This is a genomic window from Pseudomonas sp. T1.Ur, from assembly GCF_023516725.1.
Taxonomy (GTDB): Bacteria; Pseudomonadota; Gammaproteobacteria; order Pseudomonadales; family Pseudomonadaceae; genus Aquipseudomonas; species Aquipseudomonas alvandae.
Genome location: NZ_JAMGSN010000001.1, coordinates 3,314,588 through 3,341,343 on the forward strand (window position 1 = coordinate 3,314,588; position 26,756 = coordinate 3,341,343).

Consider the following 26,756-nt stretch of genomic DNA (forward strand, 5'->3'; position numbering starts at 1 on the left):
TGCGTATCGAGTGGCGACTAACGTTCAGGCATACAGGAAGGAGCAGTACCATGACTGTACGTATCGACGACAACCGGACCTGTCATTTCGACACGCCCAACGGTTCAGAACAGCGCCCGGCCAGCGAGCTGACCATCATCACCGACCCGGACAAGGCCATGTCGGCCGTGGAGCTCAATGGCGGGCGGGTTTATCTGACTGAAGCGGAGGTCGATGCCCTGACCGTGGCTGGCGCGGTTGACGGGCGGCAGAATCTGAAGGCGACGGATGGGGGGTCGGTTATCTGACTGGGGCTGTCCGAGCCTGCTCGCGAAAGCGATTTTCCGGTCGATGAAGATAGTGGATATACCGGCCTCTTCGCGAGCAAGCTCGCTCCCACAGGGTTTTGCGGCGTATGGGCATTGGATGGCTGCCGAAAATCCAATGTGGGAGCGAGCCTGCTCGCAAAAGCGGTGGTTCAGCCAAATAAATCCTGGCTGATGCCCCGCCCTTGCTCTTGCTCTTGCTCTTGCTCTTGCTCTTGCTTTAGATCTTGATCTTGATCTTGATCTTGATCTTGATCTTGATCTTGGAGCCCCGTTAAACCACGCTGGCCGAACGCAGGCGTTGCGCAGTGGGCATCCCGGCATGGATGCCGGGATAGCCGCGCCGGGCCATGGATGGCCCATCGCGGCGGGCGCACGGAGCAAGGCCGGAGTGAGGGCACACCGAGCCTAGGCGAGGTGCCGAGTGGTGGGGCAAAGCCTTTTTGGTTACTTTTTTGGCGTCTGAAAAAAGTGACCCGCTGTAAGAGCGGAACCGCCAGCCGCCGTTACAAAAAAACGGATATTCACACCGATCCTGGACCAAGCCTACGAACGGAAGCCTCAAGGTTGTTCGCCGATCCAAAGGTGCTTCAAACTGTCGCAGAACAAGGCCTCCAAACCATCTGATCCGGTTTTTATCAAGCCACCTGAGTCTGTTATGCAATCAGTTCGATGGTCATAGTGCCCCGGCCAGATAGCGGCTGATGAGCGACCGACCATGAGCGAAAGAATCCCCGTCCAGTTGATACAGACCTTCGATCCCCCACAGACGAAGATAAAATCCAGGACCACCGACAACCTGATCCACACCCGCAGCTTCACCGGCCTGTTCCGCACCTTGCGCATCAGCGGCGCCGGCGTCCTGTTCCTGCTGTTCTTCGGCACGGTATGGCTGAACTGGGGCGACCGCCAAGCGGTACTCTGGGACCTTTCCGCAAGCAAATTCCACATCTTTGGCGCGACCTTCTGGCCCCAGGACTTCATCCTGCTGTCGGCGCTGCTGATCATCGCCGCCTTCGGCCTGTTTGCGATCACCGTGTTCGCCGGGCGCGTGTGGTGCGGCTACACCTGCCCGCAGAGCTCCTGGACCTGGATCTTCATGTGGGTCGAAAAAATCACCGAAGGTGAACGCAACCAGCGAATCAAGCTCCAGGCCGCGCCGTGGGGCTTGGCCAAACTGCTGCGGCGCTCGGCCAAGCACACGTTGTGGCTCGCCATCAGCCTGCTCACCGGCCTGACCTTCGTGGGGTATTTCACGCCGATCCGTCCGCTGGCCGAAGAACTGCTCACCTTGCAAATCGGCGGCGTGAGCCTGTTCTGGGTGCTGTTTTTCACCGGTGCCACCTACCTCAACGCCGGCTGGCTGCGTGAAGCCGTGTGCATGCACATGTGCCCCTACGCGCGATTCCAGAGCGTGATGTTCGACAAGGACACCTTGACCATCTCCTACGACGTAGCCCGTGGTGAAATTCGCGGACCGCGCAAACGCGAGGTGAATCCGGCCGATATTGGCCTGGGCGACTGCATCGATTGCCAAATGTGTGTGCAGGTCTGCCCCACCGGCATCGATATCCGCGATGGCTTGCAAATGGAGTGCATCGGCTGCGCGGCATGCATCGACGCCTGCGACTCGATCATGGACAAGATGGGCTACGCCCGCGGCTTGATCAAATACACCTCCGAACGCCAGCTGCAAGGCGGGAAGACTCATCTTTTGCGGCCACGGCTGATTGGCTATACCGCCGTGCTGCTGGTGATGATCGGTGCGCTGGCCGTGGCGCTGGTGCAACGGCCCATGGTGTCGCTGGACGTGAGCAAGGACCGTGGCCTGTTCCGTGAAAACAGCCAAGGCCAGATCGAGAACATCTACAGCCTGAAAATCATCAACAAGACCCAGCAACGCCAGGCCTATCAATTGTCCCTGGTGAACGGTGACGGCTTCGTCCTGCAGGGCAAGACGCAACTGACCCTGGCGCCGGGGGAAATCATCGACGTGCCGGTGTCGGTGGCGATGCTCAGCGAACGGCCGCGGAGCGGTTCCCAAGAGATGACCTTCAAGGTTGCGGACAGTGACGAACCTGATATCTACAGCGAAGCAAAAAGCCGTTTTGTCGCACCGATGAATCGATGAAGCCTTAAGATGCCTCGCTCCACAGTCAAAAGCGCAAACCACGCGTTATTCAATACCGGGCCCGCCATGAAACGCTACGAAAAATTCGCCGATGACATCGCTGAGCTGATCCGCTCCGGCATGCTCGGGCCCGGCCAGCGCGTACCGTCGGTGCGCTTCGCCAGCCAGACTTACGGCGTCAGCCCATCCACCGTGTTCCAGGCCTATTACTTGCTGGAGCGACGCGGCCTGATCAGGGCCCGGCCGCGTTCCGGTTACTTCGTCAACAACCATGCGCCGAGCCCGTTCTGCGAACCGGTCATCAGCACCCAGGTGCATGAGTCCACCGAGGTCGACGTCAGCGAACTGGTGTTTTCAGTGCTCGACTCGATCAAGGATCCCGCCACCGTGCCATTCGGCTCGGCCTTCCCCAGCCCGACGCTGTTTCCGTTGCAACGACTGTCCCGTTCGCTGTCCAGCGCCACCCGGGAGATGGACCCGCGCATGGTAGTCACCGACATGTCGCCGGGCAATCCGCAACTGCGCCGCCAGATAGCCTTGCGCTACATGGTCGGCGGGCTGATGCTGCCGATGGAGGAATTGCTGATCACCAATGGTGCCCTGGAAGCCTTGAATCTGTGCCTGCAAGCGGTGACCGAGCCGGGCGACCTGGTGGCGATCGAAGCACCCGCGTTCTATGCCAGCCTGCAAGTACTGGAGCGACTGAAACTCAAGGCCGTGGAAATTCCCGTGCATCCACGTGACGGCATCGACCTCGACGTGCTGGAGCAAACGCTGGCGCGCCATCCGATCAAGGCGTGCTGGTGCATGACCAGCTTCCAGAACCCCATGGGCGCGACCATGCCCGAAGCCCGCAAACAGGCACTGGTCGAGTTGTTGCGTCGGCACCAGGTGCCGTTGATCGAGGACGACGTCTATGCCGAACTCTACTACGGCCAACAGGCGCCCAAACCGGCCAAGGCGTTCGATACCGAAGGGCTGGTGATGCATTGCGGTTCGTTCGCCAAGAGCCTGGCCCCGGGCTATCGCATCGGCTGGGTCGCCGCCGGGCGGTATGCGCAGAAGATCGAGCGCCTCAAGCTCATGACGTCCCTGTGCGCCTCGATGCCGGCCCAGGCGGCGATCGCCGACTACCTGCAACACGGCGGCTACGACCGGCACCTGCGCAAGTTGCGCTATGCCCTGGAAGAACAGCAAAGCGCGATGCTTGCCGCCATCGGCCGTTATTTCCCAGCCCAGACCCGCGTCAGCCAGCCGGCCGGGGGGTACTTCCTCTGGTTGGAGCTACCGGAACAGATCGACTCGCTGAAATTGTTCCAGATGGCATTGGCCCAAGGCATCAGCATCGCTCCCGGGCCGATCTTTTCACCGACCCGGCGCTTCAGGAATTGCATCCGACTGAACTATGGCGGGCCTTGGACCGAGGTGTCGGAAAAGGCCATGGAGACGTTGGGGCGGATTATCCGGTCGTTCTAATATTTGGTTTGCCAGCACTACCGTCATCGCGAGCAAGCTCGCTCCCACATTTGGAACGCAATCCCCTGTGGGAGCGAGCTTGCTCGCGATGAGGCCAGGGCAGGCCGCCCAGTTCTCAGCGCCCGCCCCCTAGGTCAACAAACGTCCCGGTCGCATATGAAGCCTTGTCCGACAGCAACCAGATAATCGCTTCGGCCACTTCATCCGGGCGTCCGCCCCGGGCCATGGGAATCGCCGACTCCAGCTTGCTGACCCGGTCCGGATCGCCGCTCAGGGCGTGGAAATCGGTGTAGATATAGCCCGGACGCACCGCGTTGACGCGAATGCCTTCGCCGGCCACTTCCTTGGACAGACCCACGGTGAACGTATCCAGCGCGCCCTTCGAGGCCGCGTAGTCGACATACTCTGCCGGCGCGCCCAGGCGGGCAGCCACCGACGAGACGTTGACGATGCTGCCCCCCTGCCCGCCATGCCGGGGCGACATACGCAGCACCGCATGCTTGGCGCACAGGATCGGGCCCAACACGTTGGTTTTCAGGATCTTGAGGATGCGGAATTCGGACATTTCGTCGAGGCGGGACTTGTGGGCGACCGTACCGGCGTTGTTCACCAGGGCGGTGACACGGCCCAATTCGACGTCAACGCGATTGAACAGGCCGACCACCTCATCCTCGATGCTCACATCGGCCCGCACCGCAATGGCTTGCGCGCCCTTGGCCCGGACCTGTTCGAGAACGTCCTGGGCAGCGTTTTCATCGGATTGGTAATTGATGCAGATCCGATAACCCAGGTCGGCCGCCAACAGCGCCGTGGCTGCTCCGATCCCGCGCCCGCCACCGGTGATGACGATGACTTTATCCACGCTTGCTCTCCCGTTCCACGCAAACACGTCGGGCCCAAGAATAGCGTTGACCCGACGATTTGCACAACGCGCCCCGCTTACCGGGGCCGCGGCACTCCCTAGCGGGCCAGTGCGCGCAGGTCCAAGCGCCCGTCCAGCAGCGGTGGGCACCAGTAATAACCGCCGGTGATCGGTCGGCTCATGCGGTATAAGCCATCGGTAATGCCGTCTTCGAGGCCGCTCATACGGCGCAGTTGCGCCTCGAACGCATCCAGGGAGAAGCCGAACGCCAGGAACATCAGGCCCGCGCGATCACCTTCGATCCACGGCATCGAACGCCGCACGACGAAGGCTTCCGGGGCAAAGCTCTCCTGGGCGGTGCGCTTGACGTGGGCCGACTCCGGCGCCTCTTCGATTTCTTCGTTGTCGCTCAGGCGCCGCCCCATGATGTTGTCGCGCTCGTGGGGCTGCATCGCGGCAAATCCGTCCAGATCGTGTTGCCACTGCTGGATCGCGGCGAAGCTGCCACCGCGCACTCCATCCACGCCCTGGGCCAGGGCGGCGGCGACGGCCGCTTCATCGTGGGGGTTCTCAGTGCCATCTTCGTAGCCGGTCAGGTCGTGGCCGGTCATGTGACGGAAGGTTTCGTTCATCTGCACCAGGTGCAGGGCCGGTGCCAGCGCCGCTTCAAGGGCGCGGCTGCGGTGCATCAACTCGCCCCGGTCCTCGCCATGCAACCAGCACCAGAGCGCATGCTGGGTCGAAGGGTTATCCACGCCGACCCCTGCCAACCCAGGAAACGCGCGCAGGCCCTCGACCCGGGCCCCCAAGGCCTGCACCAGCGACTCACCGAAGCCGACGACCGCACGGCCATCCAATTGCAGCAACAACTTATCGATCGCAGCCGGCAGCGCCTCGACCGATTCCAGGGCAAAAAACAGATGACGAGCCTGAGGCGGAACAGGGGTGGCGAGAATGCCGGGCTGGTAGTAACTCATGTGAACTCCTTCAGAAAGAGCCGCGAGTTTACCCGGCGACTGCCGCTTTGTGTGGTTTGGCTTGAGGTCCGGTCGCTTCGGGCTACCGGGCGATTTTGTGGGAACCTTCCGTTGATCTTGTCGGACCGCTCGGAAACGACTCTTGGCTCTATGGCGTCGGATTGTCGCGCAGCCACAAACACCCTAGATTGGCGTCTCTCAAGTAGGCCAACGAGAGCGGTCCACCATGCAAATTGTCAAATCGATACTCACCGGGACATTTTTACTGGTTGGCGCGATGCCAGCGGTCTTTGCCCAGGAGCGCATTGAAGAGACGGTCAACGCCGTCATTCAGCCCTTGATGCAGCAACAGGACATCTCGGGCATGGCGGTGGCCATTACCCACAACGGTCAACGTCATTTTTTCAATTATGGCGTCGCCGCGAAGGACACGAAAAAGCCTGTCACCGACCAGACCCTGTTCGAAGTCGGCTCCATCAGCAAGACCTTCACCGCAACGCTCGGCGCCTACGCCCAGGCCCGAGGCAAGCTGCAATTGTCAGACCCTGCCGGCCGCTACGCCCCCGAGCTGAACGGGGCAGCGCTGGCAAACACCCGCCTGCTGGATCTCGCGACCTACACCGCGGGCGGGCTGCCTTTGCAGTTTCCCGACGATGCAGACCATCCCGACCGGATGTTCGGTTACTACACATCCTGGAAACCGCTCTACCCGGCCGGCACCCAACGGCTCTATTCCAACCCGAGCATCGGCCTGTTTGGCCATCTGGCGGCCCGCGCCCTGGGTCGACCGTTTGATGACGTGATGGAACAGACGCTGATGCCGGGGCTGGGTCTCAAACACAGCTACGTACGCGTGCCGCAAGACCAATTGGGCCGATACGCCCAGGGCTATGCGAAGGATGGCAAGCCGGTGCGAGTCGGACCTGGCGCCTTGGATTCCGAGGCATATGGGGTAAAGACCAGTTCAGCGGACCTGATTCGTTTCGTCGAGGCCAACCTGCGGCCTGAGCAACTGGACGCTGACCTGAAGCAGGCCATTGCCACCACACACATCGGTTTCTACCGGGTTGGCGGGATGCATCAGGGATTGGGCTGGGAGTATTACCCCGCTCCGTTCAGCCTGGATGACCTGCTTGCCGGCAACACACCGCAAATGGCCCTGACCCCACAAAAGGCCGAACCACTCGACCCACCGCGGCCAGCCCCGGACGGCGCCTGGGTCAACAAGACCGGATCCACCAATGGTTTCGGCGCGTATGCGGTGTTCGTACCGGGAAAGGATTTGGGGATCGTGATGTTGGCGAACAAAAACTATCCGAATGAAGAGCGGATAAAAGCCGCGCACAAAATCCTGGCGGCATTGGAACAGCCATGAGGTCCGTTTTTTGTGGCGAGGGAGCTTGCTCCCGCTGGGCTCTGTAGGAGCTGGCGAAGCCTGCGATCTTTTGATCTTTTGATCTTTTGATCTTTTGATCTTTTGATCTTTTGATCTTTCGCTTGAGATTCAAGTGTCTGGGGAGAGATCGCAGCCTCGTTGCACTCGGCAGCTCCTACGCAGCTCCTACACAGCTCCTACGCAGCTCCTGCTGCGCGGCCCAGCGGGGATAAATCCCCTCGCCACAGGAAACGAGTGCTGCTGGAGTCAATCCTCCAGCGGCTGCGGCGCAGCCGCCGGCTTGGCGGCCTTGCCCGGCTTGGCGCCTTTTGTCTCCTTGGCCGGTGCGGGTTCTGGCGGGGGTGGCGGCGTTGGCGCTGCCGCTTCTTTTTCAGCCGCGGGCAGTTTGTCGACCGTGTCGAACAGCTCCTTGAGCTCGATCGCGCCTGAATGCTCTAGCTTCTTTTCCCCGTCCTTGCCCACCAGGATGATCTTGGTCTGCGCACCGGCCCCCAGCTTGAGGGAGCGGATCAGCGCCATGGTGCTTTGCGGGTCGAGGTCTTTGCCATCCCGTTGGCCGATGGTGTTGAGTACGGTGTAAAGCACCATGTTGCGCTCGGAGAAGCCCTGCTTGCCCGCCGGTTCATCCAGGGATTTTTTCAGGCTGACCCAGGCGGGGTCTACGGTGCTGGGCGCGATGACGATCAAGGGGCGGGTCTTGCCTACCTCCGCCACCAGGGGTGAGTCGCCATCGGCGGCGAACAGGGGCCCAACGAAGGCCAGCAAGGTAGCGAAGGTCAACGACCGAATAAGCATGCGCCTCTCCTTTAGATATTTACGCTGTACTGATTGCACATGGCGGCGATTGTTCCGCGAGAGTCGCCCTTTACCGCGCAGGCCTGTCTTGAAGCTTAGGCCAGCGGCCCCATAGCGCAACCGCGACACAGCGCGATCAGAGGCCGAACGGGAACGTGTCCTCTTCATGCTCCCGTGTGTGCGGCGTCGGCAACGGCGTAACCGCTTCAGTCTGTTCGAACCAGAGCCAGGCGTCGAACTGCTCGGCCAGCACCGCTTCGAAATAATGGCTCTGGCGTTCGGTTTCAGGACGGTAGATCACGCCGATGGCGCGTTCGAGCAACGGCTCGGACAACGCGTCCAGCAATGTTTCGTCAGGCGCCGTCCGCCAGTCGGTCAGCGACGCGCGCACGCCTGCTTGCAAAAATGCCCGCTCCCAACTGCCGGCCAATGCCGGAACCACTTGCTTGATTTTCATCGGCGCGTCCCAGTCATCGGCGGCCGCCACGCTGCCACGGTCAGTGCCCATGCCCAGCAGCACCGCGTCGCGGCCATACGCCAGGCGACACAACTGTCCAATGTTGAACTCGCCTTCCCAGCCCATGCGTGTCGCGGCGGCATTGCCGATGTGGGAGTTATGCGCCCAGACCACCGCTTTCGCCTCGGGCCCGCGATGTTCCAGCAGGCTTTGCAAGGTGTCGAACATATGCCGGTCCCGCAGGTTCCAGGACGATTTGCCGCCACGATACATGGCGCGATAGTACTGCTCGGCGGCGCGCACCACCCGAGCGTTCTGGAGGGCGCTGAAAAAACCTTCGTCATCCTTGATCAACGGGTCGAGGCGCTCGGCGAGCAACGTGTTGAGCTGCTCGACCACCGCATCCTCGCAGGTCGCCAGGTTGCCGCGCTCGGTGAAGTGACCATACAGCGCAGGGTCGTCATGCCAGGGTGTCAGGCAGCCATAGCGGTGCCGGGCATCACGGGCCAAGTGAGGATGTGCCTGGTCGAGGTAACCGAGCACCTCGTCGATGGAGTGCCGCAGGCTGTAGACATCCAGGCCGCGAAATTCCACACGCCGGGCGTCAGGCTGGCCAAGGTTGTAATCGCGCAGCCAGCGGACGAAGGACTGGACGTCCGTGTTGCGCCACATCCAGCTCGGAAACCGCGCGAAGGCCTGCTGTTTCCAGGCCGAGGGCCCGAGGTGGCGAACACAGCGGTCGATTTGCCCGGCGTCGGGCCAGTCGGCTTCGACGGCGACAATGCCGAAGCCGTGGTGCTGGATCAGGTGCCGGGTGATGGCGGCGCGGGTGCGATAGAAATCATGAGTGCCGTGGCTGGCTTCACCGATCAACACGACCTTGGCATCGGCGAAGCGATCGAACATCTCGCCAAACGCCGGGCTGTCCTCGGCGGGCAGCGGTTCGGCGTGATGACGCAGGATTTCGGCGATGTCGGTGCGCGGTTCGGCGCGACGGCGGCGCAAGCGTTGCAGCAGATCTCTGGCTGGGCTGTTCATGGATCGTGGCCTCATCAGTACCTGGTTTACAGGTATGACTCCGGCTACGCATCCATGACTCCGAGCAAATCAGAACGCGAGCTTGAAGCCGATCATCGCCAGCATCACCGCCAGGCAAGGGCGCAGGAGCTCATCGGAAATGCGTCCCGACAAATGGCTGCCCAGGTAGATGCCCGGCAACGAACCGATCAGCAGGAAGCCCAGGATGTGCCAGTCCATGTTGCCCATGCTCGCATGGCCCAGGCCCGCCACCAGGGTCAGCGGCACGGCATGGGCGATTTCAGTGCCCACCAGGCGCTTGGTGACCAGGAATGGATAGAGGATGAACAACGCGACAGTGCCCAGGGCACCAGCACCAATGGAGGTCAACGCGACCATCGTGCCCAGCACCAGGCCGGTGATGACGGTCAGTACGTTGAGCCGCGAGCCACTGGGGTTGTAGTGACCGCCGGCACGGTCGTGGGCGAATTGCAGCAGGCGCTTCTTGAACAGGATCGCGAGGGCGGTGGCAAACAGCACGAAACCCAGGGCTTGCTTGATCACTGCGTTCATGGCGTCGGGGGAGCTGTGCAGGCTGTTGAGAAACCACAGCGTCAGCCCCACCGCCGGCACGCTGCCCAAGGTCAGCCAACCCGTGATCGCCCAGTCGATGTTGCGATTTTTAGCATGGACCAGCACGCCGCCAGACTTGGTAATGGCCGCGTACAGCAGATCCGTACCCACCGCCGTCGCAGGGTTGATACCAAACCACAACAGAATGGGGGTCATCAGCGATCCGCCACCGACACCGGTCATCCCAACGATAAAACCGACCACCAGGCCCGCTACGACTAAACCGACATTACCGAAATCCATCAAACCCGTCTCAGCGCGACCGCATGAAAAATCTGGCCGCGAGCATAGCGATTTTTCTTATAACCCCCTATATCGATGTGATCTATCTTTATTCCATTTTTTTGCCGCCGCTATTGGACCGGCAGGAAATTCAGGAACAACAGGCTCTGGGCGTAATTCAATCCAATGCGCCGGTATCGCTCATCGAGCATTTGCGTCAACAGGTCCAGGCGCGCGACGATTTTCCCGAACTCGACGGCAAAACTCAGGTTGCTGCCCTCCTCCGATATCTCGTTGGAAAACAACATCGGCGTACCGTCCTTGTTCTGGCGTTGCCCCAGCAACCAAGTGGCTTTCTCGATATTGCGCGCGGCGTTGCTGACAAAACGCGGATCGATGGTGTCGGTCATGTAGAACTCGAGGCGGTTGCCATGGGCCGTCACCAGCATGCTGCCAATGGCATAGATGAACGCACCGACGCGATCACCGAGGAACTCCGGGCTCATGGCATAGCTCAGGGCGGCGAGGTCTTTTTTGTTGCCCAGGGCCGGCAAGGGCTGCTGTTGCTCGATGGCTTGGCGAACCTGCTTCACGGCCGTGCGGGCGTCGAGAAAGCCTGACTTGCGCAACTCTTCAGGGTTACGCAGGTAAAGCTTATGCATGAGCAAATAAAGACTTTGCAGGTTGTCATGCATCGAGAGGGTGGCCATCCGGTCGACGCTGGTCTGCAAGAACTCCTGGGGCCTGGCGTTGCTGAACTGCGTGACCATGTCCTGGCCTTGCTGATGGCTGCACCCGCCGCAAAGCAGCAGTATCAGCCCCGCTAACAGCAAGCCGCAGCGACGTGGCGACCTCATCACGGAATTTAAAACACCGGCCATCGAATCTCGGTCTGGACATGGGAAAGCGGTCGGGGTTGCCGCTTTCTGGCCATGGATAGAGCGGCAAAAACCGTAAAAGTGCGATGACCCACACGGAAGTTCGCGCTTGGGCGAGCTTCGTCTCGCTCAATTAGTCTTACTTTTTAATTGATAATTCCCTATTTATAGCTATAAATCCCTTCTCCACCCTCAAATAGAAAGACTACTGAACAGAAAAACCTTCATCGCTGTCCGACCAAGTAACGGACCCGACCACGTTAAAAACAACAACAAAACAACAGGAAAGGAAGGTCACACCATGCTGGAATCCAGACATTTGCTCACGGCCCTCGGAGTTTCTCTGATGATTGCCACCTCCTCCCAGGCTGCCGGCCTGACCAATGAACGCGCTGCCTTCGGCAAGACCAATGACGGCACGCCCGTTGAAAAATACGTGCTGCGCAACAGCAACGGCATGGAGGCTACCGTCATCACCTATGGCGGGATTCTCCAGTCGCTGATCGTGCCGGACAAAAACGGCATGACCGACGACATCGTGCTCGGCTTCGACGACGTGCAGGGCTACCAGAAGAACGGCACCGTCTACTTCGGCGCAACCATTGGCCGCTTCGGCAATCGCCTGGCGGGCGGCGCGTTCGAGCTGGACGGCAAGCGCTACCAGGTGCCGCAGAATGACAAGGACAATGCCTTGCACGGCGGACCGCAAGGCTTCGACAAGCGGGTCTGGAAAGCCGAACCCCACAATGGCAAGGATTCGGTCGGCGTGACCCTGACGTATGTGTCGGCGGACGGTGAGATGGGCTTTCCCGGCAACCTGAAGACCGACGTCACCTACAGCCTCAACGATCAAAACGAGCTGCGCATCGACTACCAGGCCACCACCGACAAACCGACCGTGCTGAACCTGACCAACCACAGCTATTTCAACCTGGCGGGTGCGGGCAATGGCGACATTCTCAAGCAAGTCGCGACCTTGCATGCCTCCCGCTACACGCCGGTGACCGCCAAGCTCATTCCCACCGGCGAACTCGCGCCCGTGGCCGGTACGCCGATGGATTTCACCAAGCCCACCGCGATCGGCACCCATATCAAGGCCGACCATCCGCAGTTGAAGTTCGCCGAACCGAAACAGGGCGGCTTCGATTTCAACTGGGTGCTCGACGCCAAGGGTGACGTGGGCAAGCTCGCCGCCGACGTCCAGGATCCGAAGTCCGGGCGGCGCCTGCAACTCTTTACCACCGAACCCGGCGTGCAGTTCTACACCAGCAACTTCCTCGACGGTACGGTCAAGGGCAAGCAAGGCAAGGTCTATCCGCACTGGGGCGCGTTCACCCTGGAGACCCAGCACTTCCCCGACTCGCCGAACCAGCCGGACTTCCCGACCACGCGATTGAATCCGGGCCAGACCTACACCCAGGCCATGGTGCTGAAGTTCTCGGCGGAATAACCCTCCTGTCAACCGATCGTTCCCACGCTCCGCGTGGGAACGCCTCCTGTGACGCTCCGCGTCACGCTTTTGGACCCAGAGCATCCCTTGGCTCCATCCCGGCGCGAATCAAACCTGAACACCTGGTCTATCCTGCTGCCACAGGCTTTATCGTCCCGTACAACAGGAGATGTGAATGAAAACTCTGGAATTGGCCGGCGTATCCGTTCCGGTGATCGGCCAGGGCACTTGGCGCCTGGGTGAAGAACCGTCCCATCACAAGAAGGAAGTCGCGGCCCTGCGCCTGGGCATCGAACTGGGCATGACCCTGATCGATACGGCCGAAATGTACGCCGAGGGCGGCGCCGAAAAAGTCGTTGGCGAAGCGATTACCGGGCTGCGCGACCAGGTGTTTCTGGTGAGCAAGGTCTACCCCCACAACGCCAGCCGAAAAGGTATTCCGCTCGCCTGCGAACGCAGCCTGCGGCGGCTCGACACCGACTACATCGACCTCTACCTGTTGCACTGGCGCGGCCAATACCCCTTGGAAGAAACCGTCGAGGCATTCGAGCGACTGCGCGAAGAAGGCAAGATCGGGTCCTGGGGCGTGTCGAACTTTGACGTCGACGATATGGAGGAACTGGCCGCGCCGGCCTGCGCCACCAACCAGGTGCTGTACAACCTGCAAGAACGCGGCATCGAATTCGACCTGCTGCCCTGGAGCCAGCAGCAGCGCATGCCCATCATGGCCTACTGCCCGGTCGGCCAGGGTGGGCATCTGCTCAAGGATCACACCGTGCAGCAGATCGCCGAGCGCCACCACGCAACGTCGGCCCAGATTGCCCTGGCCTGGCTGTTGCGCCAGGACAACGTCATCGCCATTCCCAAGGCCGTGCAGCCCGAACACGTGCGCCAGAATGCCGAAGCAGCGGAGCTGCGGCTAGAGCCCCAGGATCTGGCGGCGCTGGACTTGGTGTTTCCGCAGCCTCGGGGCAAGCAGCGGTTGGCGATGGTGTAGGAGCTGCGTAGGAGCTGCGTAGGAGCTGCCGAGTGCAACGAGGCTGCGATCTTATCCCAGGCAATTGAATCCGAAGTGAAAGATCAAAAGATCGCAGGCTTCGCCAGCTCCTACCGAGCCCGGCGGCATCAGAACAACCCCATCTGCCCTCCAATCAAGGTCGAAAAATCATCCCCCACGAACGGCAGGATCGCATCCGCCACCGGCTGCGTAGGAGCTGCCGAGTGCAACGAGGCTGCGATCTTGTCCCAGGCCATTGAATCCGAAGTGAAAGATCAAAAGATCGCAGGCTTCGCCAGCTCCTACCGAGCCCGGCGGCATCAGAACAACCCCATCTGCCCTCCAATCAAGGTCGAAAAATCATCCCCCACGAACGGCAGGATCGCATCCGCCACCGGCTGCGTAGGAGCTGCCGAGTGCAACGAGGCTGCGATCTTATCCCAGGCAATTGAATCCGAAGTGAAAGATCAAAAGATCGCCGGCTTCGCCAGCTCCTACCGAGCCCGGCGGCATCAGAACAACCCCATCTGCCCCCCAATCAAGGTTGAAAAATCATCCCCCACAAACGGCAGGATCGCATCCGCCACCGGCTGCGTAGGAGCTGCCGAGTGCAACGAGGCTGCGATCTTGTCCCAGGCAATTGAATCCGAAGTGAAAGATCAAAAGATCGCAGGCTTCGCCAGCTCCTACCGAGCCCGGCGGCATCAGAACAACCCCATCTGCCCCCCAATCAAGGTCGAAAAATCATCCCCCACGAACGGCAGGATCGCATCCGCCACCGGCTGCGTAGGAGCTGCCGAGTGCAACGAGGCTGCAATCTTATCCCAAGCAATTGAATCCGAAGTGAAAGATCAAAAGATCGCCGGCTTCGCCAGCTCCTACCGAGCCCGGCGGCATCAGAACAACCCCATCTGCCCCCCAATCAAGGTCGAAAAATCATCCCCCACGAACGGCAGGATCGCATCCGCCACCGGCTGTAGCTGCTTGGTCACGTAATGGTCGTAATCGATGGGCGCGCTGCGGGTTTCCAGCGGCTCGGGGCCGGCGATGGTGATCACGTAGCTGATCCAGCCGCCGTTCTGATACTGCCGTGGACGGCCCTGGCGCTCGTTGAACTCGTCGGCGAGCCGCGCGGCCCGTACGTGGGGCGGCACGTTGCGTTCGTAATCATCCAGGGGGCGGCGCAGGCGCTTGCGGTAGACCAGGCGTTCATCGAACGTGCCGGCCAGCGTCTGGCGCACATAATCGCGCACGTAGTCCTGATAGGGCTGGCGATGAAAGATCCGTCCGTACAGCTCCTGCTGGAACTGCCGGGCCAGCGGCGACCAGTCGGTGCGCACGGTTTCCAGGCCCTTGTAGATAATCTCGTCGCTGCCGTCGGCACGGGTCACCAGGCCGGCGTAGCGCTTCTTGCTGCCCTCCTCCGCGCCGCGGATGGTTGGCATCAGGAAGCGCTTGAAGTGGGTTTCGAATTGCAGCTCCAGCGCGCTTTCCAGCCCGAACTCATCACGCACCTGCTCGCGCCACCACTGGTTGACGTACGCCACCAGTTCCCGGCCGATGCCCGCCGCCTCCTCCTGGCCGTGGGCCCGGCGCAACCAGACAAACGTCGAATCGGTGTCGCCATAGATCACCACATGCCCGCGGGCTTCGATCAACTGCCGGGTGCGTTGCATGATCTGATGACCGCGCAGGGTGATGGACGACGCAAGGCGCGGATCGAAGAAGCGACAGCCACTGGAGCCGAGCACGCCATAAAACGCGTTCATGATGATTTTCAGTGCCTGGGACAGCGGCGCATTGTGTTCGCGCTTGGCGGTCTCCCGACCTTCGGCGACCCGCGAGACGATGGTCGGCAGGCAATGTCGAGTACGGGAGAACCGCGCCCCGCGAAAGCCTGGCACCGACGCGTGATCGTCCGGATGGCGCAGGCCTTCGATCAGTCCCACCGGGTCGATGAGGAAGGTGCGGATGATCGACGGATACAGGCTCTTGTAATCGAGCACCAGCACCGACTCGTAGAGCCCCGGCTGGGAATCCATGACGAACCCGCCAGGGCTGGCCTCGGGCGGACGCTGGCCGAGGTTCGGTGCGACAAAACCCTGGCGATGCATGAGCGGCATGTAGAGATGCGTGAACGCCGCCACCGATCCCCCGCTACGATCCGCCGGCAGGCCGGTCACGCTGGCGCGCTCCAACAGGAACTCGAGCAGGTCGGTCTTGGCGAAGATCCGCGTCACCAGCTCGCAGTCCTTGAGGTTGTAGCGGGCCAGGGCCGGCTTGTCCTCGGCGAACATGCGGTTGATCTCGTCCATGCGCTGGTACGGGTTGTCGATGGACTTGCCTTCGCCCAGCAGGGTTTGCGCGACGTTTTCCAGGCTGAACGACGGGAAACTCCAGGTCGCCGAGCGCAGGGATTCGATCCCGTCGATGATCAACCGACCAGCCGCCGAGGCGAAGAAATGATTGTTGCGCGCGCCATGCTCGCGCCACTGCATTTCCTCACCCCCGCGTCCCAGGCGCAGCGGCACGGCCAGGCGACGGGCATGTTCGTGCAGTACGCGCAAATCGAACTGCACCAGGTTCCAGCCGATGATCGCGTCGGGGTCGAAACGGGCGAACCACTCGTTGAGCTTCTTCAACAGCAGCGTGCGGGACTCGCAGTATTCCAGCTGGAAATCCACCTCGCGATCATCGCCATTCGGCGGCCCGAGCATGTACACCTGGCGTTCGCCGCAACCTTCCAGGGCAATGGAATACAACTCGCCCTGGGCGGTGGTTTCAATGTCCAGGGACACCAGCCGCAGCGGAGGGCGGTATTCAGGCGCCGGTTTCATCTGGGCGTCGAGCAGCAGGCCGTCGGCCGATGGCGTGCCGCCGAACCAGACCGGGGCGGTGATGAAGCGCTCCATCAGGTAGCGCTCCGGCGGGCGGATATCGGCTTCGAATACTTCCACGCCGGCGCGCCGCAGCGTGGTGTCCAGGCGCATCAGTTGCGCATGTTGCCGGCAATACAGGCCCAGCACCGGGCGATGCTCGAAATCCAGCAGGTCCAGGGGACGCAGTTCAACGTCCTTCTCCCCTTGCAACAACGCCTCGACCTGGCCGCGCTGGACCTGCGGCACGAACGCCACCGAGGGCTGCACCGGCAGGCGCACGCGCCGGGGGCCGGCGTCGGTCGCCAGCCAGAATTCAACTTCAGTGCCCGCCGGGGTGTCGCGCCAATGCCGGGTCAGGACGAAGCCCTGCTGTAGATTCACCACTGAAACCTCGAAACTCAGATGTCACGCATTCTACCCGTGGCGAGGGAGCTTGCTCCCGCTCGATTGCGCAGCAATCGCCCAAAGGCGCCGCTTCGCCCGAAGCGTCGGACCGACCCAGCGGGAGCAAGCTCCCTCGCCACAGCAGCGCATGACATCATTTCAGCGCGAATTCAGGAACCATGACGCTTTTGGACGACTGACTGCCGCTTTATCGCTTGCTCTGCGCCGTTGGGTCTACGATTCTTTAATCACCCGCAAAAAACGACACCCGAGGCCTCACCATGAAAACCGTCGCGCAGTTGCTCCGGATAAAAGACGAGAAGAACCAGCAAGTGCACACCATTTCACCGGACGACATGGTTTTGCAGGCCCTGATGCGCATGGCCGAGAAAAACGTCGGCGCGCTGCTGGTGGTCAAGAACGACGAAGTGCTGGGCATCATCAGTGAGCGCGACTACGCGCGCAAAATGGTCCTGCACGGGCGCTCCTCGGTGGGCACGAAAGTCAGCGACATCATGGTTTCGCCCGTGATCACCATCGACCCTCACCAGAACGTCGAGACGTGCCTGAGCATCATGACCGAAAAACATCTGCGTCACTTGCCCGTCGTGGAGGACGGCAAACTGGTCGGCCTGTTGTCCATCGGCGACCTGGTCAAGGAAGCCATTGCCGAGCAGGCGGACCTGATCAGACAACTGGAGCAATACATTCGCGGCGAATGATCGACTCGGGCGGGTTGCTCATTTTCGACTCACTTCTATATTGAAGGGGTTGTCCCTGCCCGAGTATTCCGATGGCCGTCACCGACCGACTGATCATTTGTGAACATTGCGATGCGGTGTACGAGCCGGTTGAGCTCGGCCCGCATCAAAGAGCCCTGTGCGTGCAATGCCATGCGGTGATCCAGCGGTACGACGGCCTGACCATCGAGCAACGCCTGGCCCTGACCATCACTGCGGCGGTGCTGTGGGTCTTTGCCAACGTCTATCCGGTGATGAGTATCCGGCTCCAGGGCCTGAGCAACAGCGCGACGCTGTGGGATTCCGTCGTGGCGCTGAGCCAGGGACCGATTACGTTCATCGCCCTGGTCGCCGCGGTGGCGATCATCATCGCCCCAGCCTTCCAATTGGCGCTCTTGCTCTGGGTGCTGGGCTACGCCTATTCATACCGCCGGGCTCCGGCGTTCAACCTGTGCATGCGCAGCCTGGAAACACTGCGACCGTGGAGCATGCTGGAAGTGTGCCTGTTGGGTGCGCTGGTGGCGGTCATCAAGCTCGCCGGGCTGCTTGACGTGTTGCCGGGCATCGGCCTGTTCGCCCTGGGGGCCTTGAGCCTGCTGATGATCCGCATCGCCGGTCGCGATGTCCGTGACCTGTGGGACCGCCTGTGAACGGCGCACCGCCGGGCAACCCGCCCCGGGCCGATGACCTGGACCTGTGCCTGTGCCACAGCTGCGGCCTGGCGTGCGACATGGCCGACGAACCCGAGGCCTGTCCACGCTGCGATGCCCGCTTGCACCGGCGCAAACCCGATACCCTGACCCGCACCTGGGCCTATATGCTGGCGGCCCTGGTGTTCTATATTCCTGCCAACCTGTTGCCGGTCATGAACACCCAGATGCTCGGCGAAGGCGCGGACAGCACCATCATCAGTGGTGTCCTCGAGTTCTGGCACAGCGGTGCCTGGGACATCGCGCTGATCATCTTCATCGCCAGCATCGCGGTGCCCGGCATCAAGTTCGTCGTGCTGACGCTGCTGCTGGTAACCGTGCAACGGCGCAGCACCTGGGCCCAGGTCCAGCGCGCGAAGCTGTACCGCCTGGTCGAAGTCATCGGCTATTGGTCGATGCTCGACGTGCTGGTCGTGGCGTTGGTGGCGGCCCTGGTGAAATTCCAGGCGTTGAGCGATATCGAGCCGCGACCGGGGATCCTGTTCTTTGGCCTCGTGGTGCTGTTCACCATGCTGTCGGCCATGAGTTTCGACCCACGCTTGATCTGGGACACCCAACCCTCCGAGGAGACCATGGATGAAGTCGCAAGCCACTGACGGACAACCCGCACCGGGCCGCGCGCATGTCACCAGTCGTCGCTGGACGGTCTCGTTGGTGTGGATCGTGCCGATCATCGCGGTGTTGGTGGGCGTGTCCCTGGTGGTGCATAACTGGCTGCAGGAAGGCCCGACCATCACCATTACCTTCAAGACAGGCGAAGGCCTGACGGCTAACAAGACGCCGGTCAAATACCGCAACGTGGTGATCGGCCAAGTGACGGACGTGCAACTGAGCGAGGACCAGAAAAATGTCACCGCCACGGTCAAGCTCGCCAAGACCGCCGATACGTTCACCCACGAAGACTCGGTGTTCTGGGTGGTCAGGCCACGCATTGGCGCGGGCGGGATTTCCGGGATCGATACCTTGCTGTCGGGGGATTTCATCGGCGCCGACGCCGGCCATTCGAAAGTCCGCGCCAAGTCGTTCACCGGCCTGGAGGCGCCACCGCCCATCACCTACGGCGAACCGGGCAAGCGCTTCACCTTGCACTCCCAGGACCTTGGCTCGCTGGACATCGGCTCGCCGGTCTACCTGCGCAAGATCCCGGTGGGGCAAGTGGTGTCCTACGCGCTGGATGCCGATGGCAAGGGCGTCAACATCGAAGTGTTCATCAATGCGCCGAACGACGCCTACGTCACCGAGAACACCCGGTTCTGGAACGTCAGCGGGGTTGATGTAAACGTCGGGGCCAACGGCTTCGCAGTCAAGACCGAATCCCTGTCCGCCTTGCTGGTGGGTGGCATTGCCTTCAGGGCACCGGAATACAGCCCCAACGACACGCCTGCCGCCGAAGACAAGAATTTCGAGCTGTTCGCCGACCAGCAGAGCGCCCTCGCCCCGCCCAGTGGCAAGGCGCAGTACCTGGCCTTGCGCTTCGACCAGGCCCTGCGCGGGTTGCGCGTCGGGGCCCCGGTGGAGTTCCTCGGGATCGAGATTGGCCGGGTGGTGGCCATGAACCTGGATTTCGATGCGAAACAGCGCACGTTTCCCATCAACGTCGGCATCGTGATCTACCCACAATTGCTGGGCAAGGCTCATGAAAAGCTACTCAAGTCCCTCGACTACGATCCGGAAGATGAAGTCGCCGCGGCTCGGCTGGTCGGCAGTTTCGTCGAGCAGGGCCTGCGCGCCCAGGCCCGCAGCGGCAACCTGCTGACAGGGCAGCTGTATATTTCCCTGGATTTCTACCCCAAGGCTGAAAAAGTCGCCTTCGACGCCGCCGCCCGTCCCCTGCGGATCCCCACGATTCCCGGCAGCCTCCAGCAACTGCAGGAACAACTGCAGACGGTGATCGAACGGATCAACAAGCTGCCGCTGGAAAGCATCGCCAGCAACCTGGACGGCAATCTCGTGGAACTGCGCAAAGGCCTGTCGCAATTCAACAGCAAGACCCTTCCGGGCGTGCAAAGCACCTTGCAGGACGTGAGCAAGACCTTGCAGTCGGCCAATTCGACCCTGGCGGAGGATTCGCCACAGCGCGAACAACTGACCCAGACCCTGGATGACCTGGGCCGCATGTCGCGGTCGTTGCGCGAACTGTCCGACTACCTGAGCCGCCATCCCGAATCGTTGCTTCGTGGCCGTCCGAAAGACGCCCCGGCGCAGAACCTTTCCTTCCCGGTGAAAGAATGACCCCAGGAGCTCGCCTGATGCCACTGACGCTGAGATGCTCATTGATCGCCCTGGCGCTGCTGCTCGGTGCCTGCCGCAGCGATCCCATTCACTATCACACGCTGAGCCCGGCCCAACCAGCCGGCCCGGCACGCGCGGGGGCGGATATCCAGATCGAACAACTCAGCGTGCCGCCCCAGGTGGATCGCACCCAGATGGTCATTCGCCAGGGCGACAGCGGGTTGGCGATCCTGGAGACCGAATGGTGGGGCTCAAGCCTGGCGGATGAACTGCGCAGCAGCCTCGACGAACAACTGAACAATCCCGGCGCGCCGAAGCGGTTGCTGCGGGTGGACGTGCAGCGCTTCGACTCGATCCCCGGCCGGTACGCTCGCATGGACGTGCAATGGCGATTGCGCAGCCTTGGCAACGCCGCCAGCACCCTGACCTGCCGCAGCAGCCTGCAAACGCCGGCCGCAGGCAATATCGACGACCTGGTGAAGGGCCATCAGAACAACGTCCGGCAGTTTGTCGACCTCGTCGGGCAAGCGGCCTCGCGCAACGCCTGCCCTTGATTCACCCAGGCCAGTGGAGCGAAAGCACCGGCGCGACACGGGGGTGGCGGTCGATGCGCTCGAGCAAGGCATAAAACTCGGGACGGGCGCTGAGCATCGCTTCACGGGTCTCGACCCATTTCGTGATCACCGCCGCCAGGATATCCAGCGCCCCGGGCTCGGCACCACTGAGGAACGGTGTCGCCGGAAACTGATCGGCAAACAATGCCCAATTGCGATACAGCCGTTGTTTCGTGCCCGCCACCAGTCGCTCCCGCACAGCCTCGTCCGCGTCCGCGTCCGGCAACCAGCGTTCGGGGAAATCGATAATGCCGATGGGCGTGTAGCAATTGGCGGCAATATAGACCAGGCCGCGCATGGCCTGCCCGCGCTGGGCCGGGTTTTCCGGCAGCAGCTTCGATTCCGGGAAGGACAACCCCAGGTGGATCAGGATCGCCGCCGCCTCGGTCAGGACCGAGCCGTCGGGCAGTTGCAGGGTCGGAACCTGCTTCTGCGGATTCAACGCCTCGAGTTCTTTCGCCGCGTCATTGTCCTCGGTCGAATAGGTATCGACCCGGCGGTAAGGCACGCCACACAGATACAGGGCAATTTCCACGGCAGAAGAACCCGACTGACTGTGGCCGAACAGCTGATACATAGGCTTGCCTCCTGCAAAGGGATTCAGCCGGTAGAACCCGAAGGCCCATCAGCGTTCCATCAACCTCACTGACAACAGCCCGAGCAGCTATCACCGCCATCGATGTTCACCATCATTTCAATGAAGTTCTCCTGACCGGTGCCCGGCGCAACAATGGCCCCACACAAACAAACACCCCCCGGAGCACACCATCATGAAACGCCAAATCATCCTCAGCTTTGCTTTCTCGGTCCTGGCAGCCAACGTATTCGCCGCCTCCTCCCAACCCGTCATTGCCGAAGGCGGCTCTGATCGCCTGATCGAAAACCGCGTCGCTGAAGGCGGTGCCGATCGCCTGCTGGAACGCCGCGTCGCCGAAGGTGGCTCCGATCGCCTGCTGGAACGCCGCGTCGCCGAAGGTGGCTCCGATCGCCTGCTGGAACGCCGCGTCGCCGAAGGTGGCTCCGATCGCCTGCTGGAACGCCGCGTCGCCGAAGGTGGCTCCGATCGTCTGCTGGAACGCCGCGTCGCTGAAGGTGGCTCCGATCGTCTGGCTCAGAACCGTGCATGAGTGGCCTGTCGGCGGTGCCTGAAGCAGTCTCGAATAGTGGTCAATGCAATCCGTGGCGAGGGAGCTTGCTCCCGCTTGAGCGCGAAGCGCTCACAAGAGAGGGGCCGCTACGCCCGAAGCGTCGGACCGCCCCAACGGGAGCAAGCGCCCTCGCCACAGGTTCATCGCTCACCCAAAGCGAACAACATTACCCCGGCAAGAGCCCGGCCTTATCCGCCGGGCTTTTTCATGACCAAAGACTTTAGCGCCCCGAAGCCCGTGCCATGCACCGCTGGTAACGTTCGTCCACGCGCTTGGCGAACCATGCGGTGGTCAGCTTGCGAGTGATTTTTGGACTTTTGAGCACGATCCCCGGCAGCACTGCCCGAGGCAACGGCTTGCCCTCGGCCTTTTCAGCCAGTTCGAACACACGCTTGTAGAGTTTGCTGTCCTCGAACGCCAGGCTGTCCCCCAACTCCAACTGATCGCGGATGGTCGGGTTGCGCATTCCCAACGACTTGCCCAACGTGCGAACCGCCAGCTCCGTGCTGCCGGGCATGATTGAGTCATGCAGGATCAGATCGCCATCCAGGGCCAGGGAGATGCCCGAAGCGCGGCTCACCGCGTGCTGGAACGCTGCGTTGCGACTGGCGTACCAACCGGCGTTGAAATCGGCGAACCGGTACAGCGGCTCGGGGTAGCTCACTGGATACCCCAGCAAATGGGCAACGCCGAAATACATGCCGCCACGACGGCTGAACACTTCCCGCCGAATCGAGCCATCCACCGTGTAGGGATAATTCCGCGCATTGGCCTGGGCAAATGCGATGCTGACCTGCATCGGGCCACCCGTGTGAACCGGATTGAAACCATCGAATAGCGTCTTGCCCAGCGGCACCATACTGATGAAATCATCAAAAATCGCGCTGAGTTCTTTCTCGCTTCGCGCCGCACTGAGACGATCGCTGTAGCTTTTGCCATTCGGCGAGCGCACCTGGAGCGCGGCGCTGACCAGCAATCCCGGGACATGAACCTTCGCCGCGCGTCGGTCGATTTCCTGCCGGGCAATCTTGCCCAGCCCCGGTACGGTGGGGTCAGCCTGGAAAGTCGACTCCTGCTCAGTCACCGCCAGTACCGAACAAATGTTCTGGGTGGTCGGCGGGATCTGCTGAGCCGAAAAGGCCACGTAGATATCGGTGGCCCAGCCTTCCCGGTCAGCGGTCTTGGCCGGCAATAACCGAACGATCTGCGCCTTGACTTCGGCAGGCTGGCGCTCGGGCTCCTGGGCCTGGCGCGTGCCGCAACCGGCCAGGGCCAGCAAGGCGGCGAGACTGATCGTCAATCGAGTGAATTGCATGGTGCTCCATCAGGTCCATTGTTCGGGAGCAACCATACGACCAAAAGCCCGTGGAAATCCAATAGGGAGCAAGCTTGCCCCCCAAGGTTATGCCGCTGTCTTTGAACCCGTGGCGAGGGAGCTTGCTCCCGCTGGACTCTGTAGGAGCTGGCGGAGCCTGCGATCTTTTGATCTTGATCTTTCGCTTGAAATTCAAGTGACAGGGGAAAGATCGCAGCCTCGCTTCGCTCGGCAGCTCCTACTCGCGACCGAGCGGGAGCTAGCGCCCTCGCCACGGGTCCATCATCTTTCTCAAGTGCAGTGCTGGGTCAGATCCCGCTCAACGCCAGGTCCATGGCGAAGTAAGTGAAAATCAGGTCCGCCCCTGCCCGCTTGATCGCGCCAAGGCTTTCACGCACCACGCGAGCTTCGTCGATGGCACCCGCCTGGGCGGCAAATTTGATCATCGCGTACTCGCCACTGACCTGGTAGGCCGACAACGGCAGGTTCGACGCCTGGCGAATGTCGCGGATGATATCGAGATAGGCCCCGGCCGGCTTGACCATCAGCGCATCGGCGCCTTCCTGCTCGTCGAGCAACGACTCGCGCAGCGCTTCGCGACGGTTCATCGGGTTCATCTGGTAGCTCTTGCGGTCGCCCTTCAAGGCACTGCCGCCCGCCTCGCGGAACGGACCATAGAGCGCCGAGGCGAATTTGGTCGAATACGCCATGATGGCCGTCTGGCTGAAGCCCGCCTCGTCCAAGGCCCTGCGAATGGCCTGGACCTGTCCGTCCATGGCCGCCGACGGCGCGATGACGTCGGCACCGGCACGCGCTGCCGCCACGGCCTGCTTGCCCAGGTTGACCAGGGTCCGGTCGTTATCCACTTCATGGCCGTGCAGCACGCCGCAGTGGCCATGATCGGTGTACTCACAGAAGCAAGTGTCGGACATCACGACCATTTCCGGCACGGCGTCCTTGCAGATCCCGGCCATGCGCGACACCAGGCCACGCTCCCTCCACGTGTCGCTACCGTCGCTGTCCAGATGATGGGACACGCCAAAGGTCATCACCGACTTGATGCCGGCGCGGGCATAGCGCTCGATTTCGCCGGCCAGTTTCGATTCAGGGATACGCATCACACCCGGCATGCTCTTGATCGGCACGAAATCGTCGATTTCTTCTTCGACGAAGATCGGCAGCACCAGGTCGTTCAGGGTGAACTCGGTTTCCTGGAACAGGCTGCGCAAGCTTGCGTTGCGGCGCAGACGGCGTGGACGTGCTTCGGGGAACTGGCTGGACATGGGACTCCTGGGGCAAAAAATGGGGCTCGATCGCAGGGAGCAAAGCTTATGCCCTGGCCGGCCAGGGCACAAACATCGACGGGAAAACAGAGTGTTACCGACAAGGCAATAATCCGCTCAGAGCGTCAACACGCCATTGATGCAGGTCACCACGGCGCCACCAATCCAGACCTCATCGCCGATCCGCTCGACATGAATCCGCCCGGCCCGCCCCATGGTCACGCCCTGGCTGACCACGTAGGCGCTGGGTGCCAAGCCCTTGCTCAGCATCCACTGGGCGAGCCCGGCATTCAGGCTACCGGTGGCGGGATCCTCCGGCATGCCATCGCCGGCGATGAACCCACGCACTTCGAATTGAGCGGCATCGCCATCCACGACCGGATCCCACGGCGCAACGACCCCCACGGCCAGGTCCCGCAATTGGGGATAATCCGGCTTGAGCGCCAAGACCTGCTGGCGATCCTTGAGCAGCAAGGCCAACCAACCGGCACCGTTGTCGACCCACTGCGCATCGCCTATCGCATCGGCTGGAAGCCCCAACCCCTTGCGTACTCGCTCCAGTACGTCGATTTCCAACGGACCGGACTTGAGCAAGGGCGGAGCCAGAAAGGCCAGGCCGTAGTCGCTGCGGCGAATCCTGACGAGCCCGACACCGCATTCCTGCACGATTTCCTGTCCTTTCGGCACGCCCCCGGCTTCCAACCAGGCATGGCAACTGCCCAGGGTCGGATGCCCGGCGAACGGCAGTTCGGTGGACGTGGTGAAAATGCGTACCCGGTAATCCGCTTCCGGGTGCTGCGGCGCCAGCACGAACGTGGTCTCGCTGAGGTTGGTCCAGTTGGCGAAAGTCGCCATGCGCTCTTCGCTGAACCCATCGGCCCCCAAGACCACCGCCAGCGGATTTCCCTTGAGCGACGCTTCGCTGAACACATCCAGTTGCTTGAAATCGAATCGACGCGTCATCGTCATTCTGGAATCTTCAGGCCGCGAGCCACTGCCGGTCGCGCCAGGAAACGCTCCAGCACCCGTGTCACGTTGGGAAAGTTCTGGATGCCCACCAGATCACCCGCCTCGTAGAACCCGATCAAATTGCGCACCCACGGGAACGTGGCGATATCGGCGATGGTGTAGCGCTCACCCATGATCCAGTCCCGGCCCTGGAGTCGGCCGTCGAGCACCTTGAGCAGGCGTTTGCTTTCTTCGACATAACGGTCGCGCGGACGCTTGTCTTCGTAATCCTTGCCGGCGAATTTGTTGAAGAACCCCAACTGCCCGAACATCGGCCCGATCCCGCCCATCTGGAACATCAGCCACTGGATCGTTTCGTAGCGCGCCGCCGATTCCTGGGCCAGCAGTTGACCGCTCTTGTCCGCCAGGTAAATCAGGATCGCCCCCGATTCGAACAACGCGAGCGGCTGATCCCCCGGCCCATGGGGGTCGAGAATCGCCGGAATCTTGTTGTTGGGGTTCAGTGACAGGAACTCAGGCGACAACTGGTCATTGCTACCGAAGTCGACTTTATGTGGCTCATAGGGCAGGCCGGTCTCTTCGAGCATGATCGAGACTTTTACCCCGTTGGAGGTTGGCAACGAGTAGAGCTGAATCCACTCGGGGTACTGGGCGGGCCATTTTTGGGTGATGGGGAATGGAGTCAGGTTGGGCATGAAATGGGTTCCAAGTGTCAGCCAGAAAGCTGAAGCATAAATCAGCTGATCGGCTTTTGGCCGTCGCCCTTCTTAAATCCGCAACATCCTGTCGCTAACATTCGCTTCAGTCCCTGGCGGGATGCCGTTACAACACAGCGCACCGGCCAGGATCGAACCAACGGGCGCAAAGGGACTCAGAGAACTGCCCC

General features: G+C 61.6%; 23 protein-coding genes and 4 pseudogenes. 12 read left to right on the top strand and 15 right to left on the bottom strand.

What is annotated here, in order from left to right:
- The first annotated feature begins 50 nt into the window (after positions 1 to 50).
- From M8Q45_RS14665 to mapR, 3 genes are all read left to right on the top strand, one after another.
- A complete protein-coding gene (locus M8Q45_RS14665) occupies positions 51 to 287 on the top strand; it encodes a DUF3203 family protein (RefSeq protein WP_039589213.1) in 237 nt (78 codons plus the stop codon).
- Positions 288 to 1,023: 736 nt separating this feature from the next.
- Positions 1,024 to 2,436 carry a cytochrome c oxidase accessory protein CcoG gene (gene ccoG, locus M8Q45_RS14670; RefSeq protein WP_249875338.1) on the top strand — a complete coding sequence of 471 codons (1,413 nt, stop codon included), beginning with the start codon at positions 1,024 to 1,026 and terminating at the stop codon, positions 2,434 to 2,436.
- 66 nt (positions 2,437 to 2,502) lie between these two features.
- A complete protein-coding gene (gene mapR, locus M8Q45_RS14675) occupies positions 2,503 to 3,912 on the top strand; it encodes a GntR family transcriptional regulator MpaR (RefSeq protein ID WP_249875339.1) in 1,410 nt (469 codons plus the stop codon).
- A gap of 115 nt (positions 3,913 to 4,027) precedes the next feature.
- On the opposite strand, the gene M8Q45_RS14680 is transcribed toward mapR, so the two are convergent.
- Together M8Q45_RS14680 and M8Q45_RS14685 are read right to left on the bottom strand one after the other, a co-directional pair.
- Positions 4,028 to 4,774, bottom strand: coding sequence for an SDR family oxidoreductase (locus tag M8Q45_RS14680; RefSeq protein WP_249875340.1), 747 nt, complete (start codon positions 4,772 to 4,774; stop codon positions 4,028 to 4,030).
- Between the two features lie 98 nt (positions 4,775 to 4,872).
- The gene (locus M8Q45_RS14685; protein WP_249875341.1) at positions 4,873 to 5,751 is read right to left on the bottom strand and encodes a Dyp-type peroxidase; all 879 of its coding nucleotides are present in this window, start codon (positions 5,749 to 5,751) and stop codon (positions 4,873 to 4,875) included.
- 226 nt (positions 5,752 to 5,977) lie between these two features.
- On the opposite strand from M8Q45_RS14685, the gene ampC reads away from it, so the two are divergent.
- Positions 5,978 to 7,126, top strand: a complete 1,149-nt coding sequence (ampC, locus tag M8Q45_RS14690; protein WP_249875342.1) for a class C beta-lactamase — start codon at positions 5,978 to 5,980, stop codon at positions 7,124 to 7,126.
- 267 nt (positions 7,127 to 7,393) lie between these two features.
- Here ampC and M8Q45_RS14695 read toward each other — a convergent pair whose 3' ends face one another.
- From M8Q45_RS14695 to M8Q45_RS14710, 4 genes are all read right to left on the bottom strand, one after another.
- Positions 7,394 to 7,942 carry a DUF4174 domain-containing protein gene (locus M8Q45_RS14695; RefSeq protein WP_249875343.1) on the bottom strand — a complete coding sequence of 183 codons (549 nt, stop codon included), beginning with the start codon at positions 7,940 to 7,942 and terminating at the stop codon, positions 7,394 to 7,396.
- A 136-nt stretch (positions 7,943 to 8,078) separates the two neighbouring features.
- On the bottom strand, positions 8,079 to 9,437 hold the full coding sequence (locus M8Q45_RS14700) for an erythromycin esterase family protein (RefSeq protein ID WP_249875344.1): 1,359 nt from the start codon (positions 9,435 to 9,437) through the stop codon (positions 8,079 to 8,081).
- A 69-nt stretch (positions 9,438 to 9,506) separates the two neighbouring features.
- On the bottom strand, positions 9,507 to 10,292 hold the full coding sequence (locus M8Q45_RS14705) for a sulfite exporter TauE/SafE family protein (RefSeq protein WP_198798058.1): 786 nt from the start codon (positions 10,290 to 10,292) through the stop codon (positions 9,507 to 9,509).
- Between the two features lie 110 nt (positions 10,293 to 10,402).
- Positions 10,403 to 11,152 (bottom strand): hypothetical protein, encoded by a 750-nt coding sequence (locus tag M8Q45_RS14710; RefSeq protein ID WP_030138507.1) that lies wholly within the window; start codon positions 11,150 to 11,152, stop codon positions 10,403 to 10,405.
- Between the two features lie 298 nt (positions 11,153 to 11,450).
- On the opposite strand from M8Q45_RS14710, the gene M8Q45_RS14715 reads away from it, so the two are divergent.
- Together M8Q45_RS14715 and M8Q45_RS14720 are read left to right on the top strand one after the other, a co-directional pair.
- Positions 11,451 to 12,599, top strand: coding sequence for an aldose epimerase family protein (locus M8Q45_RS14715; RefSeq protein ID WP_249875345.1), 1,149 nt, complete (start codon positions 11,451 to 11,453; stop codon positions 12,597 to 12,599).
- 175 nt (positions 12,600 to 12,774) lie between these two features.
- Positions 12,775 to 13,596: an aldo/keto reductase gene (locus M8Q45_RS14720; RefSeq protein WP_249875346.1), complete on the top strand. Its 822-nt coding sequence runs from the start codon at positions 12,775 to 12,777 to the stop codon at positions 13,594 to 13,596.
- Positions 13,597 to 13,916: 320 nt separating this feature from the next.
- Here the strand turns inward: M8Q45_RS14720 and M8Q45_RS28640 are convergent.
- From M8Q45_RS28640 to M8Q45_RS14730, 4 genes and pseudogenes are all read right to left on the bottom strand, one after another.
- Positions 13,917 to 13,997, bottom strand: a pseudogene (locus tag M8Q45_RS28640) (hypothetical protein); the annotation flags it as partial.
- A gap of 111 nt (positions 13,998 to 14,108) precedes the next feature.
- A pseudogene (locus M8Q45_RS28645) lies at positions 14,109 to 14,189 on the bottom strand (hypothetical protein); the annotation flags it as partial.
- A gap of 111 nt (positions 14,190 to 14,300) precedes the next feature.
- Positions 14,301 to 14,381: pseudogene (locus M8Q45_RS28650) on the bottom strand (hypothetical protein); the annotation flags it as partial.
- A gap of 111 nt (positions 14,382 to 14,492) precedes the next feature.
- A complete protein-coding gene (locus M8Q45_RS14730; RefSeq protein WP_249875348.1) occupies positions 14,493 to 16,856 on the bottom strand; it encodes a DNA polymerase II in 2,364 nt (787 codons plus the stop codon).
- A 284-nt stretch (positions 16,857 to 17,140) separates the two neighbouring features.
- Between M8Q45_RS14730 and M8Q45_RS14735 the strand changes: the two genes are divergently transcribed.
- The 5 genes from M8Q45_RS14735 (at position 17,141) to M8Q45_RS14755 (ending at position 21,095) form a co-directional block, all read left to right on the top strand.
- Positions 17,141 to 17,581 carry a CBS domain-containing protein gene (locus M8Q45_RS14735; RefSeq protein ID WP_030138503.1) on the top strand — a complete coding sequence of 147 codons (441 nt, stop codon included), beginning with the start codon at positions 17,141 to 17,143 and terminating at the stop codon, positions 17,579 to 17,581.
- Positions 17,582 to 17,652: 71 nt separating this feature from the next.
- Positions 17,653 to 18,249 carry a paraquat-inducible protein A gene (locus tag M8Q45_RS14740; protein ID WP_249875349.1) on the top strand — a complete coding sequence of 199 codons (597 nt, stop codon included), beginning with the start codon at positions 17,653 to 17,655 and terminating at the stop codon, positions 18,247 to 18,249.
- Positions 18,246 to 18,905 carry a paraquat-inducible protein A gene (locus tag M8Q45_RS14745; RefSeq protein ID WP_249875350.1) on the top strand — a complete coding sequence of 220 codons (660 nt, stop codon included), beginning with the start codon at positions 18,246 to 18,248 and terminating at the stop codon, positions 18,903 to 18,905. The genes M8Q45_RS14740 and M8Q45_RS14745 overlap by 4 nt, the downstream gene beginning before the upstream one ends.
- On the top strand, positions 18,886 to 20,541 hold the full coding sequence (locus tag M8Q45_RS14750; RefSeq protein WP_249875351.1) for a PqiB family protein: 1,656 nt from the start codon (positions 18,886 to 18,888) through the stop codon (positions 20,539 to 20,541). Before M8Q45_RS14745 ends, M8Q45_RS14750 begins: the two co-directional genes overlap by 20 nt.
- Before the next feature lie 17 nt (positions 20,542 to 20,558).
- Positions 20,559 to 21,095, top strand: coding sequence for a PqiC family protein (locus M8Q45_RS14755; RefSeq protein ID WP_249875352.1), 537 nt, complete (start codon positions 20,559 to 20,561; stop codon positions 21,093 to 21,095).
- A gap of 1 nt (position 21,096) precedes the next feature.
- Here M8Q45_RS14755 and M8Q45_RS14760 read toward each other — a convergent pair whose 3' ends face one another.
- Positions 21,097 to 21,732: a glutathione S-transferase family protein gene (locus tag M8Q45_RS14760; RefSeq protein ID WP_249875353.1), complete on the bottom strand. Its 636-nt coding sequence runs from the start codon at positions 21,730 to 21,732 to the stop codon at positions 21,097 to 21,099.
- 193 nt (positions 21,733 to 21,925) lie between these two features.
- On the opposite strand from M8Q45_RS14760, the pseudogene M8Q45_RS14765 reads away from it, so the two are divergent.
- Positions 21,926 to 22,276: pseudogene (locus tag M8Q45_RS14765) on the top strand (phage infection protein); the annotation flags it as partial.
- Positions 22,277 to 22,523: 247 nt separating this feature from the next.
- Here the strand turns inward: M8Q45_RS14765 and M8Q45_RS14770 are convergent.
- From M8Q45_RS14770 to M8Q45_RS14785, 4 genes are all read right to left on the bottom strand, one after another.
- Positions 22,524 to 23,618: a DUF1615 domain-containing protein gene (locus M8Q45_RS14770; protein WP_249875354.1), complete on the bottom strand. Its 1,095-nt coding sequence runs from the start codon at positions 23,616 to 23,618 to the stop codon at positions 22,524 to 22,526.
- 308 nt (positions 23,619 to 23,926) lie between these two features.
- Positions 23,927 to 24,901 carry a porphobilinogen synthase gene (gene hemB, locus M8Q45_RS14775; protein ID WP_249875355.1) on the bottom strand — a complete coding sequence of 325 codons (975 nt, stop codon included), beginning with the start codon at positions 24,899 to 24,901 and terminating at the stop codon, positions 23,927 to 23,929.
- 117 nt (positions 24,902 to 25,018) lie between these two features.
- A complete protein-coding gene (locus tag M8Q45_RS14780; RefSeq protein WP_249877334.1) occupies positions 25,019 to 25,864 on the bottom strand; it encodes a PhzF family phenazine biosynthesis protein in 846 nt (281 codons plus the stop codon).
- A 2-nt stretch (positions 25,865 to 25,866) separates the two neighbouring features.
- Positions 25,867 to 26,565 carry a glutathione S-transferase family protein gene (locus M8Q45_RS14785; RefSeq protein ID WP_249875356.1) on the bottom strand — a complete coding sequence of 233 codons (699 nt, stop codon included), beginning with the start codon at positions 26,563 to 26,565 and terminating at the stop codon, positions 25,867 to 25,869.
- Between the last annotated feature and the right edge of the window lie 191 nt (positions 26,566 to 26,756).

Coding starts and splice junctions, on each gene's coding strand:
- M8Q45_RS14755 (WP_249875352.1), top strand. CDS start 20,559: ATGCCACTGACGCTGAGATGCTCATTGATCGCCCTGGCGCTGCTGCTC.
- M8Q45_RS14705 (WP_198798058.1), bottom strand. CDS start 10,292: ATGGATTTCGGTAATGTCGGTTTAGTCGTAGCGGGCCTGGTGGTCGGT.
- ampC (WP_249875342.1), top strand. CDS start 5,978: ATGCAAATTGTCAAATCGATACTCACCGGGACATTTTTACTGGTTGGC.
- mapR (WP_249875339.1), top strand. CDS start 2,503: ATGAAACGCTACGAAAAATTCGCCGATGACATCGCTGAGCTGATCCGC.
- M8Q45_RS14785 (WP_249875356.1), bottom strand. CDS start 26,565: ATGCCCAACCTGACTCCATTCCCCATCACCCAAAAATGGCCCGCCCAG.
- M8Q45_RS14770 (WP_249875354.1), bottom strand. CDS start 23,618: ATGCAATTCACTCGATTGACGATCAGTCTCGCCGCCTTGCTGGCCCTG.
- hemB (WP_249875355.1), bottom strand. CDS start 24,901: ATGTCCAGCCAGTTCCCCGAAGCACGTCCACGCCGTCTGCGCCGCAAC.
- ccoG (WP_249875338.1), top strand. CDS start 1,024: ATGAGCGAAAGAATCCCCGTCCAGTTGATACAGACCTTCGATCCCCCA.
- M8Q45_RS14685 (WP_249875341.1), bottom strand. CDS start 5,751: ATGAGTTACTACCAGCCCGGCATTCTCGCCACCCCTGTTCCGCCTCAG.
- M8Q45_RS14760 (WP_249875353.1), bottom strand. CDS start 21,732: ATGTATCAGCTGTTCGGCCACAGTCAGTCGGGTTCTTCTGCCGTGGAA.
- M8Q45_RS14750 (WP_249875351.1), top strand. CDS start 18,886: ATGAAGTCGCAAGCCACTGACGGACAACCCGCACCGGGCCGCGCGCAT.
- M8Q45_RS14720 (WP_249875346.1), top strand. CDS start 12,775: ATGAAAACTCTGGAATTGGCCGGCGTATCCGTTCCGGTGATCGGCCAG.
- M8Q45_RS14715 (WP_249875345.1), top strand. CDS start 11,451: ATGCTGGAATCCAGACATTTGCTCACGGCCCTCGGAGTTTCTCTGATG.
- M8Q45_RS14780 (WP_249877334.1), bottom strand. CDS start 25,864: ATGACGCGTCGATTCGATTTCAAGCAACTGGATGTGTTCAGCGAAGCG.
- M8Q45_RS14735 (WP_030138503.1), top strand. CDS start 17,141: ATGAAAACCGTCGCGCAGTTGCTCCGGATAAAAGACGAGAAGAACCAG.
- M8Q45_RS14700 (WP_249875344.1), bottom strand. CDS start 9,437: ATGAACAGCCCAGCCAGAGATCTGCTGCAACGCTTGCGCCGCCGTCGC.
- M8Q45_RS14710 (WP_030138507.1), bottom strand. CDS start 11,152: ATGGCCGGTGTTTTAAATTCCGTGATGAGGTCGCCACGTCGCTGCGGC.
- M8Q45_RS14665 (WP_039589213.1), top strand. CDS start 51: ATGACTGTACGTATCGACGACAACCGGACCTGTCATTTCGACACGCCC.
- M8Q45_RS14695 (WP_249875343.1), bottom strand. CDS start 7,942: ATGCTTATTCGGTCGTTGACCTTCGCTACCTTGCTGGCCTTCGTTGGG.
- M8Q45_RS14740 (WP_249875349.1), top strand. CDS start 17,653: ATGGCCGTCACCGACCGACTGATCATTTGTGAACATTGCGATGCGGTG.